This is a genomic window from Wenyingzhuangia sp., assembly GCF_039768515.1.
GTDB lineage: Bacteria > Bacteroidota > Bacteroidia > Flavobacteriales > Flavobacteriaceae > Wenyingzhuangia.
The window spans coordinates 38,352-58,463 of sequence record NZ_JBDNAI010000005.1 but is presented as its reverse complement, the minus strand read 5'-3'; the positions used below and the strand labels follow the sequence as shown (position 1 = coordinate 58,463).

Sequence of the window (20,112 nt, the reverse complement as noted above, 5' to 3'; positions counted from 1 at the left end):
TGTTGATTTTGAAAACTTTGTGCAATTTGTTGCGCTTGTTGTATTACTTCTTGCGATTTGATCGTATAATTCTTAAAATTCATAATAATTGTTTTAGGATTTTAAATTTATTCGCTGTCATTTTAAAATTTAGCAATTTTTATTCCTCGGAGTGAAGAGTGAACATTTGTCCTAATTTTAGACAGAATGACGGATTGTTTTACTTGATTTAAGACTTTATGTCTTTATTTATGCTTGTGTATGATAAGACGGTTATAGATGATACCATATCGGTAAAGAAGTGATATATTTGTATGACAAAAACATAATAAGTATTAAATGGGTATTTTTGATAAAATATTAGGGAATAAAAACGGGGAAGGTCAAGAGCATAACAAAGCAGATTGGAAGATGTTGACTAGCATATCTCAGTTAAATGATGTTGCTGAAGCTTCTAGGCAACAAAAAGTAATCATTTTTAAGCACAGTACACGATGTACTATCAGTGCGAGTGTTTTAAGTAAATTTGAAAAACGTATTCCAAGTGGTTATCAAATATTTCTTTTGGATTTGATTGCTCATCGAGATGTTTCTCTTGCAATAGCTGAAAAGTTTGATGTGATTCACCAATCTCCTCAAGTTGTTTTTTTAGAAGAGGGTAAAGTTATACAGCATAGTTCTCACTACGACATTCTAGAATCTACCTTTTGATGTTGTTAAATGATTGTAAATCAGTAAATTGATTCTCAATGTTAATTTAATGTTAACTAATTGTTGCCTAATCGTAAAATATGTATATCTTTGTGATAGAATATTAATACAATTATTATGAAAGCATACACATTTATACTGGCATTATTTATAAGCGTTTTATCTTATTCACAAAATGATATCAAGATTATTAAGCAAGGAGACCTTTTTAAAGTAACATATTTTCACTCTAATGGTAATATTTCCCAAACGGGATTTATTGATGCGCATAAAAGAATGCAAGGGACATGGATATCATATACACCAACAGGTAATAAAAATTCTACAGGGGAGTATAATAATGGTAAAAAAATAGGTACCTGGTATTTTGGAGAGCATAAAGAGTTAGTTACGCAGGTGAATTTTGGAGATGATCACAGAGTAGCAACTGTAATCCAGCTAAGCTCTGATAAATCTCAGTTGGCTGATAGTGATCTAGAAGATTAATTACTATCGGTACTAAATCAAACACAAACGGCCACCTAACAGGGTGGCCGTTTGTGTTTAGGTATGGTTTTTTATCCAATCCTTAAAGTCATAAAAATTACCAGGATGTATGCCATGTCCGACGGGGTACTCTTTGTAAGTATGGTTGATTTTTAAGGAATGTAGTAGTTTAGGAGCTTTTTTTGCCCATTCAATAGGGATTACTTGGTCTGAAGTCCCATGCGATATAAAATAATTTATTTTGTTTGTTCTAGGTGTATTAATTAAAAAATCAGGATTGAAATATCCACTTAGAGCAACTACGTTTCTAATTTTATCGGGATATGTAAAAGAGAAAGCATAACCCAAGATAGCTCCTTGGCTAAAGCCCAACAAGGAAATGTTGTTTTTATCAATCTCATACTTTATTTTAATTTCTTCCAAAAAAAAATTTAATTTTTGGACAGCGTCTTTACCTTCAACTGGATCTGAAAATTTATTTTGATCTGCATCAAAAGTAATACTATACCAAGCATAACCACCAAATGGCAGTGATATGGGGGCTTGTACGCTAATGACTAAGGCGTAATCAGGTAGTTCTGGTGCAAAAGAGAATAAATCTTCTTTGTTACTCCCGTATCCATGTACAACTAAAATTAAAGGAGTTTTTTTTCTTTTCTTGATGGGTTCTTGTACTAAATATTCCAAAGATAAATCGTCCATTCTTTAGGCAAGTGTTAAAATTCCATTGTGGTAGGTTCCATATACCTTTCCTGTTGTTTTTTTACCCAGATATGCACTGTTTTTCGACGTTGACAAAATATCATCACTAGTAAATATTCGACTTCCTTTGGTTGAAAATAAACTTAGGTTTGCTTTCTCACCTTGTTGGATGATAGGAGATTCAAGTCCAAAAACCTCCTGAGGGCTAATGGTTATTTTTTCGATAAAAAGATCTAAACCTAAAATTTTATGTAAGCTTACAAATAGACTTTCTAAACCAATACTTCCGTCCTGTGCAAGGCTGAATTCAATCTTCTTATTTTCGATATCGATAGGATCATGGTCTGATGTAATAAAATCAATAGTTCCATTTTTTAGGCCATCGATTAAACTATTTATATCACTCTGGGTTCTAAGGGGAGGTGTAATTTTGAAATTTCCATCAAAGTTAGATAATTCGTCATCTGTTAGTGTTAAGTGATCTGCACTGACACTGCAAGTTACCTTTAGTCCTTTTGCCTTTGCCTCTTTAATTAATGCTACAGATTTAGAGGTGCTAATGGTTGGAATATGCAGTTTTCCACCGGTATATTCTAGTAAAAATAAATCTCTGCTGATTTGTATTTCTTCTGCTATTGTCGGAATACCTTTGAGCCCTAAATTTGTACTGTTTACTCCTTCGTTAACTACACCCTCACCAGAAATGTTACAGTTGTTTGGATAACTCATCACTAAACCACCAAAGCTTTGTGTGTATTGTAAAGCTATCTTTAAGAGGTTTGCATTTTTAATTCCTTTTTTATAATCGTTAAATGCAATGGCTCCTGCTTGTTGCATGTCATATAACTCGGCAATTTCATTTCCGCTACTATCTTTGGTTAAACTTCCAATAGGATAAATATCAACGGGAGTTCCGATAGATTTTGTTTTTAAAAAGTTAACTATGGATTTTGAGTCCGTCAGTGGTGCACCATTTGAATTTAGACCAATTTTAGTAAATCCACTTTTTGCAGCAACTTCAATACCATGTGCTATCGTTTCTCTGTGTTCATAACCAGGTTCTCCAAAACTGACACTGGGATCAAACCAACCCTTTGATACGGTTAAATCATCAAGGTTTATTTCTTTACAGTAAGCTGGGCAAGTGATAGTTCTGCTAATTTTTGAAATAATACCTCCCTCTATGAGTATGTCCATTTTTTGTTTGTGATAGGGACTCTGAGGGTCAATAATGGTAGCTGATTTTAGTAAAATATTCATGCTTTTTGTTTGGTCAAAATGTTGTTAAATGGAACTAGGGTGTGTTCGTAGGTATGTAGACAAACAAATTTGCTCTGTTGAGCTGACGGGTGTTTCGCGTAAAAGTGTTTAGCGTTGTTTGTCATTGTTTCAAGGTGGTTCAAAGATACAGAAACTAAACTAAATTGCAATAATTTTCTATAATCCCTTTTGCATACCTGCTTGCAATTTGTTTGGTAAAAGTTGGAAAATCAATGTACGCATTGCTATCAGCCTTATCTGATATTATGCGAATAATGGAAAAGTCAATTTGGTATTCGTGGCATACTTGAGCAACTGCAGCACCTTCCATCTCTACACACTCTAGAGAAGGTAGTTCTTTTTGAAGTTCTTCTATCTTGTTGGTATCACTGATAAACTCATCCCCACTTGCAATCATCCCTTTTATTATTTTAGGTTTTTGAATATTATAAATAGCAGCTTCTTCTTTAGAAATAAATTTAAAATAATTACGGTGAAATTGCTTAATACACTTGTAAAAGTTTTGGTTTTCAGTTGAAAAAATGGCGGACTTACCTATTAAAGGGATTTCGAATTTATCAAACAAAGGAGAGGCATCCATATCATGCTGAACAAGAGATGTACCATATACAATGTCTCCAATGTTTAAGCTAGGGTTGATAGCTCCAGCTACTCCTGAGAAAATAATTTCCTGAGGTTGAAAGTTGTTAATTAATGTTGTGGTTGTGATTGCGGCAGCTACTTTTCCCCATTTAGAAAACACGATAACTACTTGTTGACAACCAATTGATCCTGAGTAATATTCTCTATTTCCCAAAACAGTAGTCTTTTTATGTTTTAGAAGACATAAAAGTTCTGAAAGTTCGTCATGCATAGCACTTATGATTCCAATCATATATTTCTATTCTTAAGATTGATGATGTTAATGTTTATGTATTTGTAGCGATTGATCCTTTAGCAAAAGATTAATCTACCAAAATTCCGTCTTTCATGTGTAGTTTTCTATCAGCCATATTTGCTAATCTCTCATTGTGGGTGACGATGACAAAAGTTTGTTTGTATTGGTCTCGTAATTTGAAGAAGAAGTCGTGTAAGTTTTGAGCGCTTTCAGAATCCAAATTTCCGCTAGGTTCATCGGCAAATACGATATCTGGTTGGTTGATTAATGCCCTTGCCACTGCCACTCGCTGTTGTTCTCCACCAGATAGTTGATTCGGTTTGTGATTAGCTTTTTCTGCAACCCCTAAAAAGCTTAATAATTCTAGAGCTTTTTTTTGAGTTGAGGTTTTGTTTTGGTTTCCAATATATGCCGGTATACAAACGTTTTCTATTGCTGTAAATTCTGGGAGTAGTTGGTGAAATTGAAATACAAATCCTATGTGATTATTTCTAAATTTAGAAATTTTTTTATCCTTAAGTGCTAAAGGTGATTGCTGACCTATTGTTAATTCACTACCCTCAATCCTATCAGGTTTTTCAAGGGTACTCAAAATTTGTAACAATGTTGTTTTTCCTGCACCTGAAGGTCCCACGATAGCTACAATCTCTGCTTTATTGATCTGTAAATTAATTCCCTTTAGTACTTTGGAATTGTTGTAAGTTTTTTGAATGTTTTTGGCAATGATCATTGGCTATCCGTCTAATACAACGAAATTACAAAAAAGAAAAGATTCTCTATTCTTTGTTTTGTTTTATTTCTATCAGTCAAGCATTTAAAAATGAATAATGAAAAAGCATTAAGAGGAAACTATTCTACAAATCGACGATATTTAAATCTTTTTGAACTGTTTTTTATCAATTGTTTTTATCATGTGTAAATATTTGGAGAATAATGATTAAAAACTTTGATGAGAATAGCGAATATGTTTACTTTTACATCCAATATTAATTTATATACAATAATGAACTTACACGAATATCAAGGAAAAGAGATTTTAAGTAGTTTTGGAGTAGGAATACAAAGAGGTATTGTTGCTCAAACTCCTGATGAAGCTGTTGCAGCTGCAAAAGAATTAACCGAAAAAACGGGAACCAGCTGGTATGTTGTTAAAGCACAGGTTCATGCTGGTGGACGTGGAAAAGGAGGAGGAGTTAAACTTGCTAAAAATTTAGATGAGGTCAAATCAATTTCTGATGATATAATTGGAATGATGTTGGTTACTCCACAAACTTCTGCAGAAGGTAAATTGGTAAATCAAGTATTGATTGCTGAGGATGTTTATTATCCTGGAGAGAGTGAGACTGAAGAGTTTTACGTTTCTGTATTGTTGGACAGAGCAACAGGTAAAAATATGGTTATGTATTCACCAGAAGGGGGAATGGATATTGAACAAGTTGCGGAAAAAACTCCTGAGTTGATTTTTACTGAAGAGATAGATCCAGGGACAGGTTTATTACCTTTCCAGGCTCGTAATATTGCGTTTAATTTAGGGTTGTCAGGCGCTGCTTTCAAAGAAATGACAAAATTTGTGATGGCACTATACAAAGCGTATGAAAGTTCAGATTCAGCAATGTTTGAAATTAACCCAGTTTTAAAAACATCTGACAATAAAATTTTAGCTGTAGATGCAAAAGTTTCGCTTGATGAAAATGCTTTGTATCGTCATAAAGATTATTTAGATTATAGAGATATTAGAGAAGAACATCCAACTGAAGTTGAAGCAAAGGCTGCAGGTTTAAATTATGTTGCCTTAGACGGTAATGTAGGGTGTATGGTAAACGGAGCTGGATTAGCGATGGGAACTATGGATTTGATTAAACAAGCAGGAGGAGAGCCAGCCAATTTCCTAGATGTCGGTGGTACGGCAGATGCAAAAAGAGTAGAAATTGCTTTTAGAATTATCTTAAAAGACCCCAATGTGAAAGCTATTTTAGTAAATATTTTTGGAGGTATTGTTCGTTGTGATCGTGTAGCACAGGGTGTCGTAGATGCATATAAAAATATGGGGGATAGTATAAATGTACCTATCATAGTTCGTTTACAAGGAACCAACGCTGTTGAAGCTAAAGCTTTAATTGATGCAGAAGAGGGGTTAAATGTAATTTCGGCAACGGAATTCCAAGAGGCAGCTGAAAAAGTACAAGAAGTTTTGGCTTAATCTAATCTTAAACTAAATATAAACACCTCCATGATTTTTTCATGGAGGTGTTTTTTTGTTATGGCATCACATAAAATGACTATTTAAAAGCTTTAATCTAACTTTTATTTTATTTGTAGTGTTATTTCACAGTTGATATTAACTTTTTGATCAGGTGTTAAATGTTCTAATTGTTCAAGAATTCCTTTTTGCTTTTCTTTTAATTTTTCGATGGCGTTAAGAAATGCTTTAGATTGGTGACCCGTTCTTTCACAAACCCCAAAATTTTCTGATGAAAAATGAGATAAATTATTTTTTATCATCGAGTTCAATTGAACTTTTGCTTCTTTTGGAGCTAAGGTTAATTCTATGACTGGAATATTTATATCTTTCATTTTATATAGTTTTATTCTTCACAAATTTCAATATTAATGTTTATATATTTATATTTATACTTTATATGTAAATCATAAATATTAGTTTATGCACTATACGTTACATCAACTTGTTGTATACCTTAAGGTGATCCAGAAGAAAAGTATTACCAAAGCTGCAGAAGAATTACACCTGACCCAACCTGCAGTATCAATTCAAGTAAAAAAATTACAAGAACAATTTGATATACCGCTCATAGAAGTAATTGGGAGAAAAATTCATGTTACTGAGTTTGGTCAAGAAATAGGATTGATTTGTCAAAAGATAGTCAATCAGATGGCTGAGATTAAGGACAAGACCATTGCCTATAAAGGAATTTTAACGGGTAAGATTAAAATTTCAGTAGTGTCTACAGGAAAATATGTGATTCCTTTTTTTTTGACAAGATTCTCTAAACTATACCCAGGTATAGACTTTACAATTGATGTAACAAATAAATCTAAAGTTATTGAAAGCTTAGAAAAAAATAACACCGATTTTGCTTTGGTGTCAACCATCCCAGAAAAAATGAGTATCAATAAAATTGAATTGATGACCAATAAGTTGTTTTTAACACGGAAGTTTAATGCCAGAGAAAATTCTATCAATTTTAACACTTCAGACTTAGAAAAAGTTTCTTTGATTTATAGAGAACAGGGTTCAGCGACTAGACAGGCTATGGAAAGATATATTTCATCAAACCATATAAAAACCAAAAAAAGTATTGAATTGGTTTCCAATGAAGCAGTGAAGCAAGCTGTTATTGCAGGGTTGGGATACTCTATTATGCCTTTGATTGGGATGAAAAATGAACTGTTGAATAATGATATTGAAATTGTTTCAATCCCAAATTTACCTATAGAAACACAATGGAATTTAATTTACCTAAAAGATAAGCAATTGTCACCGAGTAGTTTGGCATATCTTAAATTTATTAAAGAAAATAAGGATGCGATCATTCATAATCATTTCGATTGGTATAGAAATTTTTAAATCATATCACAAAAAAAAAGTGACTATCAAAAGATAGACACTTTTTTTGTGCTTGTAATGTGTCGATAATTGTACCGTTATTTTTTTTCAGGAGTGTTATATTTTTTTGTCAATTCCATTGAAAGTGCGGTTTTTTCAATCAGTAATTTACCAGCGTTTGTTTCAATCATAACAGTTCCTTCATTTACTTCTACTAGTTTTCCGTGTATTCCTCCGGTTGTAATTACTTTGGTTCCCTTGACTAGAGATGCTTTAAATTTCTTCTCATTTTTGCTTCTTCTTAATTGTGGTATGATCATGAAAAACACAATGAAAATTACCATAATAATTAAGAACATTGGACTCATAGGTCCTTCTTGTAATGCTATCATTCTATATAAATTTTGAGTTGTTATTGTTATATTTTGTAAACATATGGGTTTGTTTCTTGATTACAAAGTTCCTCTCCCAATTTTATTTAATCGGTTTGTATCTTGAAAATCTTTCCATACTTTATCTAAAACACCGTTGATAAAAGTGCTGCTTTTTTCAGTTGAATAATCTTTGGCAATTTCTAAATATTCGTTTATCGTTGCTTTAACGGGGATAGATGGAAATTTTAAAAACTCACAGATTCCCATTTTAATTAATATTATATCTAAGTCTGCAATACGATCCATTTCCCAATTTGGGGTTTTATCTTTAATTTCTTTCTCAAATTCCTTTAGGTTTAAAACTACTTTTCTAAATAATTCAGAGGCAAATTCTTCATCATCACTATTCTTGTAAAGCTTACCTAAGACAAATTGTTCTTTTGCTTTTAATTCTTGTATTGTTTTTACCATCCAAGTGTTTACAAACGGAATGTCATCAGCCCAGCTAATATTTTCACCCTCGTAATATTCTGCAAGTTTTTCATCTGGAGCAATAAATTCAGCAAAAAACTTTATAATAAATTTTTGATCTTTTTTGTAAGAGGTCTCTTGATCATTCATGTAGTCTTTAAACAAGTCGCTGGAAATCAAATTGTGATACACAATAGATACATATTTGTCGTCTAAATACCAGTTGTTCAATTTGTTCTCTTCAATATAGTTTTGCAATGAGACACTTTCTTTAAAAATTTTAATGACCCTATTGTCTATAAATTTGCGATTGGGGTTTAATTCTTCTTTTGTAGCAAAATATTTTTTCTTAGATACTTCTTGAGTATTTTCAGCCATTTTGTTAACTCTTACTAACATATCTAGGGATAAGATGTATAGATCGTACATCTTATCAATACTTTGTCTTAAGAATTTCTCTTCTTTAACAATATTATCATTGTTTGAATGAATCATCGCATATACCGATTGCATCACTTTAACGCGAATATGTCTTCTGTTGATCATTTATAAAGAACTTAATGGTTTTGAATGCACAAAAGTAACACTTAATTAAAAATATTTGTAAGATTAATGTATAAAATATCATGGTCGATAAATATGTATGCATCTGCTTAAAAACGGAAGATAAAATAGTAATAATATATTATCTTCGTACCTCTAAATGATGAACCTATCCTTTCCCATGAAAGAATTACAATATATCAATCAGTTTTTTTATAAATATAGATTTCGACTACTTTTGGGGATTGTAATATCTATCGCGTCTAGATATTTAGCTGTTAAAGTTCCAGAAATAGTAAAAAACTCTGTTAATGTTGCTAGTGATTATCACCATGGAAGGTTGACGGACTTGGCGTTTGTTGAGAGTGAGTTATTACACAACATATACTTGATAATAGGCTTAGCGGTTCTCTCAGGTTTTTTTACTTTTTTAATGAGACAGACTATTATTGTGACTTCAAGGTTGATAGAATTTGATTTGAAAAATAACGTCTATCAACAATACCAACGCCTATGTCTTAATTTTTATAAAAAAAATAGAACAGGTGATTTGATGAATCGTATTAGTGAAGATGTGGGTAAAGTTAGAATGTATGTAGGTCCTGCTCTCATGTATACCATCAACATGTTGATTATGTTTTCTGTGGCAATTTATAAGATGATTCAGATAGATATAAAGTTAACCCTTTTCACTTTGATTCCTTTCCCTTTGTTGTCCGTTTCCATTTTTGTACTCAGTAGGAGTATCAATAAAAAAAGCACAATTGTTCAGAAACAGTTATCAAAATTAACAACGTTTACTCAAGAAGTGTTTTCCGGCGTAAATGTTATTAAATCATATGCAATAGAAGGCATAACAAAGCGAGATTTTATTGAAATTGCACAAGACAATAAGCAGAAAAACATCAATTTATTTAAAGTACAAGCCTTCTTTTTTCCGTTGATGATTTTATTGATAGGAATTTCAAACATTATCGTTTTGTACGTTGGAGGTATGCAATATATAGGCGGTCAAATTACCATGGGAGTAATTGTAGAGTTTATCATGTATACAAATATGCTTACCTGGCCAGTTGCTGTTGTTGGTTGGGTAACTTCTACCATACAAGAGGCAGAAGCTTCACAAAAAAGAATCAACGAGTTCTTGAGGCAAGAACCAGAGGTTGTCAATATTGTAGAAGAGTCTCATCCCATCAAAGGAGCTATTGCTTTTGAAAATGTTTCTCTGACCTATTCAGACACAAATATAAAGGCTTTGCATGATATTTCTTTTGAATTGAATTCTGGAGAAACTTTAGCAATCATAGGCAAAACAGGATCTGGAAAATCTAGTGTTCTTAATTTGGTTAGTAGATTACATGATGCGACAACAGGGAATGTGAAAATAGATGATCGTCCTATTGGCAAGTACAATGTTTTTAGTTTAAGAAGTCATATTGGTTTTGTGCCTCAAGACCCTTTTTTGTTTTCAGATTCCATTGCTAACAATATCCGTTTTGGTAAAAAAGATGCTACAGATGAAGAGATGATTGACGCGGCTAAAAAAGCGGTTGTTCACGATAATATTAGCTCTTTCAAAAATGGTTACGCTACCGTATTGGGAGAACGTGGGGTCACTTTATCAGGAGGGCAAAAACAGAGAGTTTCAATAGCAAGAGCAATTGTTAAAAATCCAAAAATTTATGTTTTTGATGACTGCTTGTCTGCAGTCGATACAGAAACAGAAGAAAGAATTTTAAGAAATTTAAAAACAATCAGTAAAAACAATACAAGTTTAATTGTTAGTCATAGAATTAGCGCAGCTCAACACGCAGATCAAGTGATTGTGCTGGATTATGGAAAAATTGTTCAGCGTGGGACACACACTCAATTACTAGATCAAGATGGGATATACCGTGATATGTATAAACAACAACTTGAAGAAAAAGAATTAGAATGATGCTCGCTAAATAATAATTTTTATATTTGATTTTGCTAAATGATAATTTTATAAATATGAAAGAAAGAGAGGACCAAGAAGAGATTTTTTCTCAAATTTTAAGAGCAGGACGAAGAACTTACTTTTTTGATGTAAGAGCAACCAAAGCCGGTGACTACTACCTAACCATTACAGAAAGTAAAAAGTTCACACACGATGATGGATCTTTTCATTATCAAAAGCATAAGATTTATTTGTATAAGGAAGATTTTACAGAATTTCACAAGCAATTAAAAGATGCCACAGATTATATTATTAGTGAAAAAGGTGAGGAGGTTATCAGTGAAAGGCACCAAAAGGATTTTAAAAAAGAGGGTGACGATGATCATCATGAAAGTACAAAATCAGATTTTACTGAAGTAAATTTTGAAGACATATAGCAAAAAACTCAGCTTTTATTTTAAGCTGAGTTTTTATTTTAAGTAAAACAAATGTGATCTTTGTACTCACATTAAATCTATTAACCTAAAGAATAGAATAATGAACAAAACAGTTAACATTGTAGGAATGACTTGCGGTGGATGTGTTGCTGGTGTTGAAGAAAAGTTAGGTGAAATTAGAGGAGTGATTAGTGTAAAAGCCTACCTTGACAAAGGAGAGGTCAGTATTGATTCTAAAACCATAGTATCAATACAAGACATTAGAAATGCTCTTCCAGCAAAATATAGCTTATCCGAAAAAGAATTATCAGCGCAAAAAACAAAAGAGACTTCTGAAGGGTTAAGTAAGCGTAAGCAATTAAAACCCTTGTTTTTAATTTTGATTTACATCAGTTTGGCAAGTAATTTAATTGAATATAATGACTGGTCTTTCAAGCAAGTGATGTTAAATTATATGGGTCTATTTTATATTGTTTTCAGTTTTTTTAAGTTTTTAGACTTAAAAGGTTTTCCTGACTCTTTTAAAATGTATGATCCTATTGCAAAAAAGATCAATGGCTACGGTTGGTTATATCCTTTTATAGAAACCATATTAGGTTTGATGTTTTTGTTTAGGTATAAAGTCGATCTTGCTATTTTAATAACGATTGTTATTCTGAGTGCCACCACTTATGGAGTTGTCAAAACATTATTAGACAAAAAAACCATTAAGTGTGCTTGCTTGGGAACGGTTCTTAATCTTCCTATGACGGAAGCAACATTTATTGAAAACACCATTATGTTGATGATGGCGTTTGCCATGTTGTTTGTTTAATTTCAGAAATAGAAATTCAAGGATAGCTTATGTTTTGTCTGTCAAGCCATATAGTTGCTTTAATTAGATCTCTCTTTACAAGGTAATACCAGTAAAAGAAAAACCCTTTTTCTACCGAACTACAACTTATGTTTGTATTAGAGTTTTCCTTTCTTTCAAATAGAAAAACTATTTTTGTGTTTCATTTTTAATGCCCTACAATAATGATAATAAAACGGTTCAAATCTAGTTTTCTATTTTTTTTAATTTTAATGTTATCTTATACTGGGTCAGCACAAATCACAGGTCGTCTAGTTGATCAAGAAAGTAATGCAGCTCTAGAGTATGCAACGGCGACGCTTTATAATCAAGATGGTTCAATAAACACAGGAGTGATCACAGATAAAAATGGAAAATTTGTTCTAGCCGGTTTGCCTTCTGGAAACTATTTTTTAGAGATGTCTTTTATGGGTTATGAATCACTTAAAATAGACAATATAGTACTAGAGAATAAAGAGACTTTTATTGATTTAGGCTTGCTTAGATTATCAATCCACACGAATCAATTAAGTAAAGTTTATTTAGAAACTGAAGTCCCTTCGGTTTTACATCAAATAGATAGAGAGATTTTTGAGGCAAGTAAGTTTCAGAATAGTGTAGGAGGGAGTGCAATAGATTTAATTAAAAATTTACCTTCTATAACAGTTACCGCAAATGGAGTACTCCGTGCACGAGGTAGCAATAGTTTTTCGGTATTGATTAATGGTAAACCCACACAGGGAGACGCCTCGATCATTTTATCCCAATTACCAGCCAATGCTGTAAAAAGTGTAGAGTTAATTACCGCGCCCTCGGCAAAGTATGACCCTGAAGGAACCGCTGGAATCATTAATATATTGACGAAGAGTTTATCTATCGAGGGAGATTATGCTCAAATAAATATACGTGGTGGTTTTCCACCAATTCAAGATTATAAGACCAAAGAATATCCTCAACGTTTTGGTATTGATGCTATTTATAATACGAGGACAGATAAGCTAAACATATCATTAGGAGCTAGTTATCAAAGAAATGACATCTCAGGAAGGAGGGTAGGAGGTTTGGAGATTTTTGATAAGGCAAATGAACTCCACAGATTTTTACCTTCCGAGGGTGAGCGTAGCTTTGATAAAGTTAGTTATGATACCAGATTATCTGTAGATTATACTCCAAACTATAATAATGAATTTTCTTTAGGGGTTTATGCAGGTAGGAAGCAGAAAGATAGATTGGCAGATATTTATTATGATAATTATAGCATTTCACCAGTTGGCAGTCAAAATAGAGAAAATGAATTTGCTTACTATAATCATAATCTAAGAACTCGTTTAGGAGATTTTACTTTGGCTAGTTTTGATTATACCCATCTATTTGAAAATACATCCAAATTATCAGCGTCAGTATTATATGAGTATACTTTTCTGGGTGGTCCAACAGAAAATGATAATGTTAGTGATATTGACTATTCTACTATTTATCAACAAGAAAAGAACACGAATAATAATCCTTTGAATGGAATACGGTTTAATCTAGATTATAGCTGGAAACCTACAGTTTTTACTTCTATTGAAACAGGATATCAGTATAGACATTTAGATCATATGGGTGAATTTAAATATGAGCGAAAAAATGTTGAGCAAGGGGCTTTTGATTTTAGTTTGGTGCCAGAATTTTCTAGTGATATCCGTTTGAGAAGAAGTATACATTCTACTTATTTTCAATTCTCATCAAAGAAAGAGAATTGGAATTATATAGCAGGAATAAGAGCGGAGTCTATGGATAGAGAATACCAAGAAGAATTGGTTTCTGATACTCAAAAACGAAGCCCATATGATTATGGTTATTTTAAGCTATTTCCATCACTTTTATTGCAGTATTCATTGAATGATAAAACCAAATTGAAGGCTGCTTATAGTAAAAGAGTGCAACGTACAACTACCTTTAAAATGAATAGTTTTGCTGAGCGAGAACATTCAGAAGTATATGAACAGGGAGATAATACATTAAAACCTGAGTTTATTGATTTGTTTGAGGTTGGAATCAATAAGAAGTTCAAAGGTGGAAACACTGTATTTGCCAATACTTATTATAGACAAACTAAAAATGTCATCAATAGGGTAAATACTTTGGCATACGAGTCTAATGGTGAGGTCATTGATCATATTTTAAATAGAGTATATTCAAATGTTGGAAAAAGTAATACTATCGGGTTAGAGGTAGGGGCTACTCTAAAGTCTTCTGAAAATTTTACTACTTTTATTGGAGCCAATCTCTACAGTTATGCAGTTGATGGGGTGATGGGTTTTGAGCATAGAGATGGAAAAACAAGAACATACGATATTGATAGTAAGTCAGCCAATTATTCTTTAAGTATAAATTCAACTTATGATTTTTGGCAAAATGCATCTCTTCAGTTTACACTTAATTATCTTTCTGATAGAGTTACAGCTATGGGAGAGGATTCAAGATTTTATACACCAAACTTAATCCTTAGAAAATTTTTCTTGCAGGATAATCTTGCAGCTACTTTACAGTGGCAAAATATGGATTTGGGTATATTAAATACAAATGAACAGCGTATAACGACTTCAAGAGCTAATGAGTTCTACACAACAACTAACTATATTTATGAAGTAGATATGATTAGTTTAAATTTAACTTATACATTTAACAAGCTAAGAAACAAGTCAAAGTTCATAGAAAGTGAGTTTGGAAAAAAAGAATTTTAACACTACGTATTAGGTATAACAAAAGAGGACTTATTAGTTGTCTTTTTATCTTTTCAAAGCTTATGAATAAAAGACGGTAAAGTAAATGAATGCGCAGTAGATTGCCAATAGTACAATTCCTTCTTTAAACCCAAAAGTTAATCGTTTAGGTAAAAAGCATAGAGGAAGAATTACACCAGCTACTGCTAATAGCCAATATAAATCGTGAGATACAATATGTAAATCCTTTACTCTGATAGGTGTAATGATGGAGGTAATTCCTAAAACAGCTAGAATGTTAAAAATATTAGATCCTATCAAATTTCCTAAGGATATGGCTTTTTCTCTTTTTATTATCGCAATGATAGAAGCTGCAAGTTCAGGAATACTAGTCCCAATCGAAACAATCGTTACGCCAATTATGCGTTCACTTATCCCTATGGTATGAGCAAATCCAACTGCTCCTTTGATCAGTAATTCAGAACCACCCCACAAACCAATTCCACCAATCAGTAATAAAAAGACCGTTTTTGAGAAAGGAGTTTCTGTTGTTTTTAAGTTTTCCTCTTTTGGTGTATTTGCTTTGGTTTTAAGTAAATAAATCAGAAATATAATCAACAAAGCAAACAACAGTATCCCTTCTATCTGGCTTAAAACCAAATCAAACCCAATAAAGATATACAGCAGTAAAGAAGCAAACATCATCATTGGCCAGTCTATCTTGTAGAAAGATTTGGGGATGTCAATTTTTCCTAAACAAGTAGTAAATCCAAGTACTAAAGCCAAATTAGCGATGTTAGACCCTATGACATTTCCCAAAGCCAAATCAGGATAACCTTCTAAAGCAGATTTAATACTTACAATAAGCTCTGGTGCGGATGTGGCAAATGAAACCACTGTCATTCCAATAACAATCTTGGATATTTTTAGCTTAATAGAGATGTTCACAGAGGCTTTTAACAACCAATCTCCTCCAAAAATTAGAAATACCAAACCAATAATGATATACAATACGTTCATGCTATGTAATTTAGTGCGAATATACTTTTAATTCTATCAGCATGAAAAAAACTTTTTTTAGATTTTTAGCCAAACTTAATAAGATTATGTTACCTTCCTATAGCTCCAAACAATTATTTCTTGGGAAAGCCTAAAACATGAGTTAATATTGATTGGTTGGAGGTTTTTTGAAACAAAAATTCTCTTTAAAAACATAAAATATATTTTGTGACATTGTAATAAAGAACTATATTTGCATCCGCAATAGGCCTCGTAGCATAACTGAATAGTGCACTTGATTACGGCTCAAGAGGTTGAAGGTTTGAATCCTTCCGAGGTCACAATTAAACTCCTAATATTAATTTATTGGGAGTTTTTTTATTAATTATAGTCGAGGTATTGCTGAACAATTTTTCGGTGTTCGTTATGGTCAAGCTTAAAATCTTCAATAAGGGTATTTAAGCCATCAGGCTTTTGTTTTCCAATGTGGTTTTTATCAGAGTAGCTCGTAAAGTGTACATTGTAAATTTCATCCTTTAGTTCAAGAATAAGGTATAAATTTTCTTTGATCCAAGCGTGCGATATGAGAGCGAAAAAAGAGGATTCATCCTTACAAAAAGCAGAAAAATTGTAATAATTTAAAAATTGTTCCATTTTATTTAATTTCAGCAGACAGTCCAAGCTCTAATAACTTGGTGCATTTGGGTTTTAACTCTTCATAGCTTCCTGTTTTAACAGCACATTTACCTTTATAGTGAACCAACATAGTACATTGTTCAGCTTGTAGAGGTTCATGTTCACAGACCTCTATCAATGCATCAATGACAAAGTCAAAACTATTTACATCGTCATTGTACAAAACAATTTGATTTTCTTTAATCAATTGTTCAAGAACCTCTATACTTTCAGATTTTTTTTCTATTGTGCTCATAATCAATGTAAAAATATAAATTATTTGTTTAATTGTATTCCTACCCAGTTGTTTTTTGTGTATGTTTTAGCGATGGATAGTCCTAGCTCTTTTGTGCGGGTTTCAATAAAAGGAATGTCTTGAGTATAAAAACCACTTAAAAGTAGTTTCCCTCCGATGTTTAAACAACGATTGTAAGTATCCATATCATTTAGAAGAATGTTTCTATTGATGTTCGCAATGATTATATCATATCTTTGATCGTTAAGCATAGAAGCGTCTCCTTGGTAAGCTTTGATGTTTTTACAATTGTTTTTTTCTATATTTTCTAGAGTATTGATATAGCACCACTCGTCAATATCTATAGCATCGATTGGATAAGCCCCTTTCATTTCTGCAAAAATAGCTAAAATCCCAGTTCCAGTCCCCATATCTAATACACTTTTAGCAGTTAAATCCAATTCAAGTAAATGCTTAATCATCAAGTGAGTTGTTTCGTGATGACCTGTTCCAAAGCTCATTTTAGGTTCAATTACAATCTCAAACTCCATCTTTGTTTTTTCATGAAAAGGAGCAATTATACTTACTTTATCATCAACATGGATAGGGGTGAAATTCTTTTCCCATTCAGCATTCCAATTTATTTGTTCAATGTCTCGATAGGTAAAAGTAATCTCAAATTCATCAGATTTTAAGGCATAAAGATCTGTTAATATGTCTTCATTCCAATCTTTTGTTTGTATGTAAGCTTCTAAGCCTGTTGGTGTTTCTTCGAAGCTTTCAAAGCCTACTTCACCTAACTCCGCAATTAAAATTTCTGTTGCGGGCTGTAGAGGTTTAATTGTAAATGTATAACCTATGTAATTCATTGTTTGTTATGTTTCTAAATGCAAAAATAGCTAAAAGCAAAAGCTTTTAGCTATTTTAAAATATATTTTGTTAGACCCTTAGATTGCTTTTATGATGGCAGCAAAATCGGCAGCAGCCAAAGCAGCACCTCCAATAAGCCCACCATCAACATCGGCTTTAGAAAAAATTTCTTTTGCATTTGCGGGCTTGCAAGATCCTCCGTATAATATAGATACATTATTGGCAATTTCAGCTCCATATTTATCTGCTATGAAACCACGAATAAATGCGTGCATTTCTTGTGCTTGATCTGCTGAAGCAGTTAACCCAGTTCCAATTGCCCATACCGGCTCATAAGCCAACACAATCTTAGACCAAGCGGTAGCCTCTAAATGAAATAAAGCTTCAGAAATTTGTTTTGCAACTACAGCTTCTTGTGTGTTAGATTCTCTTTCTTCTTTAACTTCACCAAAGCAGTATATTACTTCTAAACCATTAGCCAAAGCTGCATCTGTTTTCTTCGCTAACAAAGCTTCATCTTCTCCAAAATATTCACGTCTCTCAGAGTGTCCCAAGATCACAGATTTTATTCCTGCATTTGTTAGCATACTTGCTGAAATTTCTCCTGTGTATGCTCCGCTAGATTCTTGGTGCATGTTTTGAGCAGCAACTTCAATTGCCGAATCTTCAGTTGCATCCAATACTGTTGTTAAGTTTACAAATGTAGGAGATACAATGACTCTGGTGTTTTCCAAAGACACATCTTTTAATTCGTTTACTAATTCTTTTGCTAAAGTTTTAGACTCGGTAACGTTTTTATTCATTTTCCAGTTACCTGCTACAATTTTACTTCTCATTTTATTTGATTTTAATTTTTCAATACGTTTGTAATTCTATCATCGTTAGCTTCAATAGCCCTGTAGATAACGATCTTTCCATTTTCATCTATCAACAAATATCTAGGAATCCAATCTAAATCTATGTTTTTTGCAAATATACTTTTCCATCCTCCTTCTACATAATAATGATCTCCTTTTATACGATAACGTTTGATACCTTTTTTCCAAGAGGTTTCATTTTTGTCTAATGAGATGAATACATAGTTCATATTTGGTTGCTTTTCCTGAAGTTCATTAAGTTTAGAAAGGCCTTTTATGCAGTCAGGGCACCAACTAGCCCATACTTCAATCATTGTTTTTTTTCCTTTATGACTTTCTATAAGGTTCTTGAAAGTTAGGGAGTCGCCGTCAACATTGATTAAGGGTGCTGTTAGTAATGTATGGCTAAAAGCTTTTTTTTCTTTTGAACCACACCCAAGCAATAGGGTGAAAGTAAGCACAGCGATAATTATTCTTTTCATATCAATTATTTTAATTTCACTCTAGGATCAATAATGCTGTAGGAAATATCTACTAAGATATTGAGTACTATAAAAAAGGCAGCAATTGTTAATATACTTCCTGATATTACGGGCAAGTCTGAGTAGTTTAAAGCATTTACGATTTCTTTTCCCAAACCATTCCAATTAAAAATATACTCCACAAATACGGCACCAGCTAGTAGAGAAGCAAACCAACCCGACAATGTGGTTATTACTGGGTTAAGAGCGTTTTTTAGTGCGTGCTTTTTAACGATTACATACGTTGATAAGCCTTTTGCTTTTGCTGTTCTGATATAATCTTTATTTAAGATATCTAGTAATGAATTTCTAGTCAATTGAACGATGACTGCTAAGGGTCTAATTCCCAGAACAATGCTTGGGAGTATTGCGTTTTTCCAAACTACCCTTGTTCCTTCACCAAAATTATCAACTTCCAAAATATTTCCCGTCATGGACAATCCTGTGTATTTATGAAGTACAAAACCAAATAGCCAGGCAAACAATATTGCCGAGAAAAAAGAAGGTAAACTCATTCCTAATGTACTTATAATCATAATCCCCTTATCTAAAAAGCTATTTGATTTAAGCGCTGATATAATACCTAAAAGAAGTCCAAAAACCAAAGCTATGCCAATGGCACTGATGGCTAATAAAAAAGTATTGGGTAATGTTTCTTTTATGATGTTACTCACCTCTTTATCGTTTTTTTGAAATGAATTTTTAAGATTGGGCAACTTCAATACCATTAGGTAGACTTCACGTTCTAAAAGAGTAATTCTTGATTTGTTGAGAGGAAGAAAACTATAATCATTCTCATCAGTGCTATGGAAAGAGATAGGAGATACATCATTTATGTAATTGATATATCTAACGGGTAAGGGGAGATTTAGTCCGTATTTTATTCTGATGTTTTCAAGTTGTTCTTGATCCTCTCTTTGGTCTAATAACATCCTTGATGGGTCCCCGAGAAGGTTAAATAAAAAGAAAAGTAATGTCGCTACGCCAAATAAGCTCAACAACCCTCTAATAATATTTTTAATCAAAAATGAGATCAATGTCAATATATTTTATTCAAAGATATCATTT

At 32.5% G+C, this 20,112-nt stretch carries 22 protein-coding genes and 1 tRNA gene; 9 read left to right on the top strand and 14 right to left on the bottom strand.

Going from position 1 to position 20,112, the window contains the following annotated elements:
* Window positions 1–318 precede the first annotated feature (318 nt).
* Window positions 319–690, top strand: a complete 372-nt coding sequence (ytxJ, locus tag ABF281_RS00450) for a bacillithiol system redox-active protein YtxJ (protein ID WP_347179734.1) — start codon at window positions 319–321, stop codon at window positions 688–690.
* A 117-nt stretch (window positions 691–807) separates the two neighbouring features.
* Window positions 808–1,176, top strand: coding sequence for a hypothetical protein (locus ABF281_RS00445; protein WP_347179733.1), 369 nt, complete (start codon window positions 808–810; stop codon window positions 1,174–1,176).
* Between the two features lie 57 nt (window positions 1,177–1,233).
* Here ABF281_RS00445 and ABF281_RS00440 read toward each other — a convergent pair whose 3' ends face one another.
* The 4 genes from ABF281_RS00440 to ABF281_RS00425 form a co-directional block, all read right to left on the bottom strand.
* On the bottom strand, window positions 1,234–1,878 hold the full coding sequence (locus ABF281_RS00440) for a phospholipase (RefSeq protein WP_347179732.1): 645 nt from the start codon (window positions 1,876–1,878) through the stop codon (window positions 1,234–1,236).
* A 3-nt stretch (window positions 1,879–1,881) separates the two neighbouring features.
* Window positions 1,882–3,138 (bottom strand): dihydroorotase, encoded by a 1,257-nt coding sequence (locus tag ABF281_RS00435; protein ID WP_347179731.1) that lies wholly within the window; start codon window positions 3,136–3,138, stop codon window positions 1,882–1,884.
* 154 nt (window positions 3,139–3,292) lie between these two features.
* Window positions 3,293–4,033 carry a 5'-methylthioadenosine/adenosylhomocysteine nucleosidase gene (locus ABF281_RS00430; protein ID WP_347179730.1) on the bottom strand — a complete coding sequence of 247 codons (741 nt, stop codon included), beginning with the start codon at window positions 4,031–4,033 and terminating at the stop codon, window positions 3,293–3,295.
* Window positions 4,034–4,103: 70 nt separating this feature from the next.
* The gene (locus tag ABF281_RS00425; protein WP_347179729.1) at window positions 4,104–4,766 is read right to left on the bottom strand and encodes an ABC transporter ATP-binding protein; all 663 of its coding nucleotides are present in this window, start codon (window positions 4,764–4,766) and stop codon (window positions 4,104–4,106) included.
* A gap of 273 nt (window positions 4,767–5,039) precedes the next feature.
* Between ABF281_RS00425 and sucC the strand changes: the two genes are divergently transcribed.
* Window positions 5,040–6,236, top strand: a complete 1,197-nt coding sequence (gene sucC, locus ABF281_RS00420; RefSeq protein WP_347179728.1) for an ADP-forming succinate--CoA ligase subunit beta — start codon at window positions 5,040–5,042, stop codon at window positions 6,234–6,236.
* A gap of 104 nt (window positions 6,237–6,340) precedes the next feature.
* On the opposite strand, the gene ABF281_RS00415 is transcribed toward sucC, so the two are convergent.
* A complete protein-coding gene (locus ABF281_RS00415; RefSeq protein ID WP_347179727.1) occupies window positions 6,341–6,610 on the bottom strand; it encodes a hypothetical protein in 270 nt (89 codons plus the stop codon).
* Between the two features lie 88 nt (window positions 6,611–6,698).
* On the opposite strand from ABF281_RS00415, the gene ABF281_RS00410 reads away from it, so the two are divergent.
* Window positions 6,699–7,622, top strand: a complete 924-nt coding sequence (locus ABF281_RS00410) for a LysR family transcriptional regulator (protein ID WP_347179726.1) — start codon at window positions 6,699–6,701, stop codon at window positions 7,620–7,622.
* Window positions 7,623–7,699: 77 nt separating this feature from the next.
* On the opposite strand, the gene yajC is transcribed toward ABF281_RS00410, so the two are convergent.
* Both yajC and nusB read right to left on the bottom strand, forming a co-directional pair.
* Entirely contained in the window at window positions 7,700–7,993 is a 294-nt protein-coding gene (gene yajC, locus ABF281_RS00405) for a preprotein translocase subunit YajC (RefSeq protein ID WP_347179725.1), read from the bottom strand.
* Window positions 7,994–8,053: 60 nt separating this feature from the next.
* On the bottom strand, window positions 8,054–8,992 hold the full coding sequence (gene nusB, locus ABF281_RS00400; RefSeq protein ID WP_347179724.1) for a transcription antitermination factor NusB: 939 nt from the start codon (window positions 8,990–8,992) through the stop codon (window positions 8,054–8,056).
* 178 nt (window positions 8,993–9,170) lie between these two features.
* Between nusB and ABF281_RS00395 the strand changes: the two genes are divergently transcribed.
* From ABF281_RS00395 to ABF281_RS00380, 4 genes are all read left to right on the top strand, one after another.
* Window positions 9,171–10,928 (top strand): ABC transporter ATP-binding protein, encoded by a 1,758-nt coding sequence (locus tag ABF281_RS00395; protein WP_347179723.1) that lies wholly within the window; start codon window positions 9,171–9,173, stop codon window positions 10,926–10,928.
* A gap of 56 nt (window positions 10,929–10,984) precedes the next feature.
* A complete protein-coding gene (locus ABF281_RS00390; protein WP_347179722.1) occupies window positions 10,985–11,347 on the top strand; it encodes a PUR family DNA/RNA-binding protein in 363 nt (120 codons plus the stop codon).
* Window positions 11,348–11,447: 100 nt separating this feature from the next.
* On the top strand, window positions 11,448–12,161 hold the full coding sequence (locus ABF281_RS00385; protein ID WP_347179721.1) for a heavy-metal-associated domain-containing protein: 714 nt from the start codon (window positions 11,448–11,450) through the stop codon (window positions 12,159–12,161).
* Between the two features lie 251 nt (window positions 12,162–12,412).
* Window positions 12,413–14,908, top strand: coding sequence for an outer membrane beta-barrel protein (locus tag ABF281_RS00380; RefSeq protein ID WP_347179720.1), 2,496 nt, complete (start codon window positions 12,413–12,415; stop codon window positions 14,906–14,908).
* Window positions 14,909–14,968: 60 nt separating this feature from the next.
* On the opposite strand, the gene ABF281_RS00375 is transcribed toward ABF281_RS00380, so the two are convergent.
* Entirely contained in the window at window positions 14,969–15,907 is a 939-nt protein-coding gene (locus tag ABF281_RS00375) for a calcium/sodium antiporter (protein ID WP_347179719.1), read from the bottom strand.
* 246 nt (window positions 15,908–16,153) lie between these two features.
* Between ABF281_RS00375 and ABF281_RS00370 the strand changes: the two genes are divergently transcribed.
* A tRNA-Arg gene (locus ABF281_RS00370) sits at window positions 16,154–16,227 on the top strand.
* Window positions 16,228–16,267: 40 nt separating this feature from the next.
* Here ABF281_RS00370 and ABF281_RS00365 read toward each other — a convergent pair.
* The 6 genes from ABF281_RS00365 to ABF281_RS00340 all read right to left on the bottom strand — a co-directional run bounded on the left by ABF281_RS00365 (window position 16,268) and on the right by ABF281_RS00340 (window position 20,081).
* Window positions 16,268–16,540: a hypothetical protein gene (locus ABF281_RS00365; RefSeq protein WP_347179718.1), complete on the bottom strand. Its 273-nt coding sequence runs from the start codon at window positions 16,538–16,540 to the stop codon at window positions 16,268–16,270.
* Between the two features lies 1 nt (window position 16,541).
* Window positions 16,542–16,817, bottom strand: a complete 276-nt coding sequence (locus ABF281_RS00360; protein WP_347179717.1) for an ATP-dependent Clp protease adaptor ClpS — start codon at window positions 16,815–16,817, stop codon at window positions 16,542–16,544.
* A 20-nt stretch (window positions 16,818–16,837) separates the two neighbouring features.
* The gene (prmA, locus tag ABF281_RS00355; protein ID WP_347179716.1) at window positions 16,838–17,665 is read right to left on the bottom strand and encodes a 50S ribosomal protein L11 methyltransferase; all 828 of its coding nucleotides are present in this window, start codon (window positions 17,663–17,665) and stop codon (window positions 16,838–16,840) included.
* A gap of 78 nt (window positions 17,666–17,743) precedes the next feature.
* Window positions 17,744–18,502: a triose-phosphate isomerase gene (gene tpiA, locus ABF281_RS00350; RefSeq protein ID WP_347179715.1), complete on the bottom strand. Its 759-nt coding sequence runs from the start codon at window positions 18,500–18,502 to the stop codon at window positions 17,744–17,746.
* Window positions 18,503–18,513: 11 nt separating this feature from the next.
* On the bottom strand, window positions 18,514–19,005 hold the full coding sequence (locus ABF281_RS00345) for a TlpA disulfide reductase family protein (RefSeq protein WP_347179714.1): 492 nt from the start codon (window positions 19,003–19,005) through the stop codon (window positions 18,514–18,516).
* A 5-nt stretch (window positions 19,006–19,010) separates the two neighbouring features.
* Window positions 19,011–20,081 (bottom strand): ABC transporter permease, encoded by a 1,071-nt coding sequence (locus ABF281_RS00340; protein WP_347179713.1) that lies wholly within the window; start codon window positions 20,079–20,081, stop codon window positions 19,011–19,013.
* Window positions 20,082–20,112: the final 31 nt, after the last annotated feature.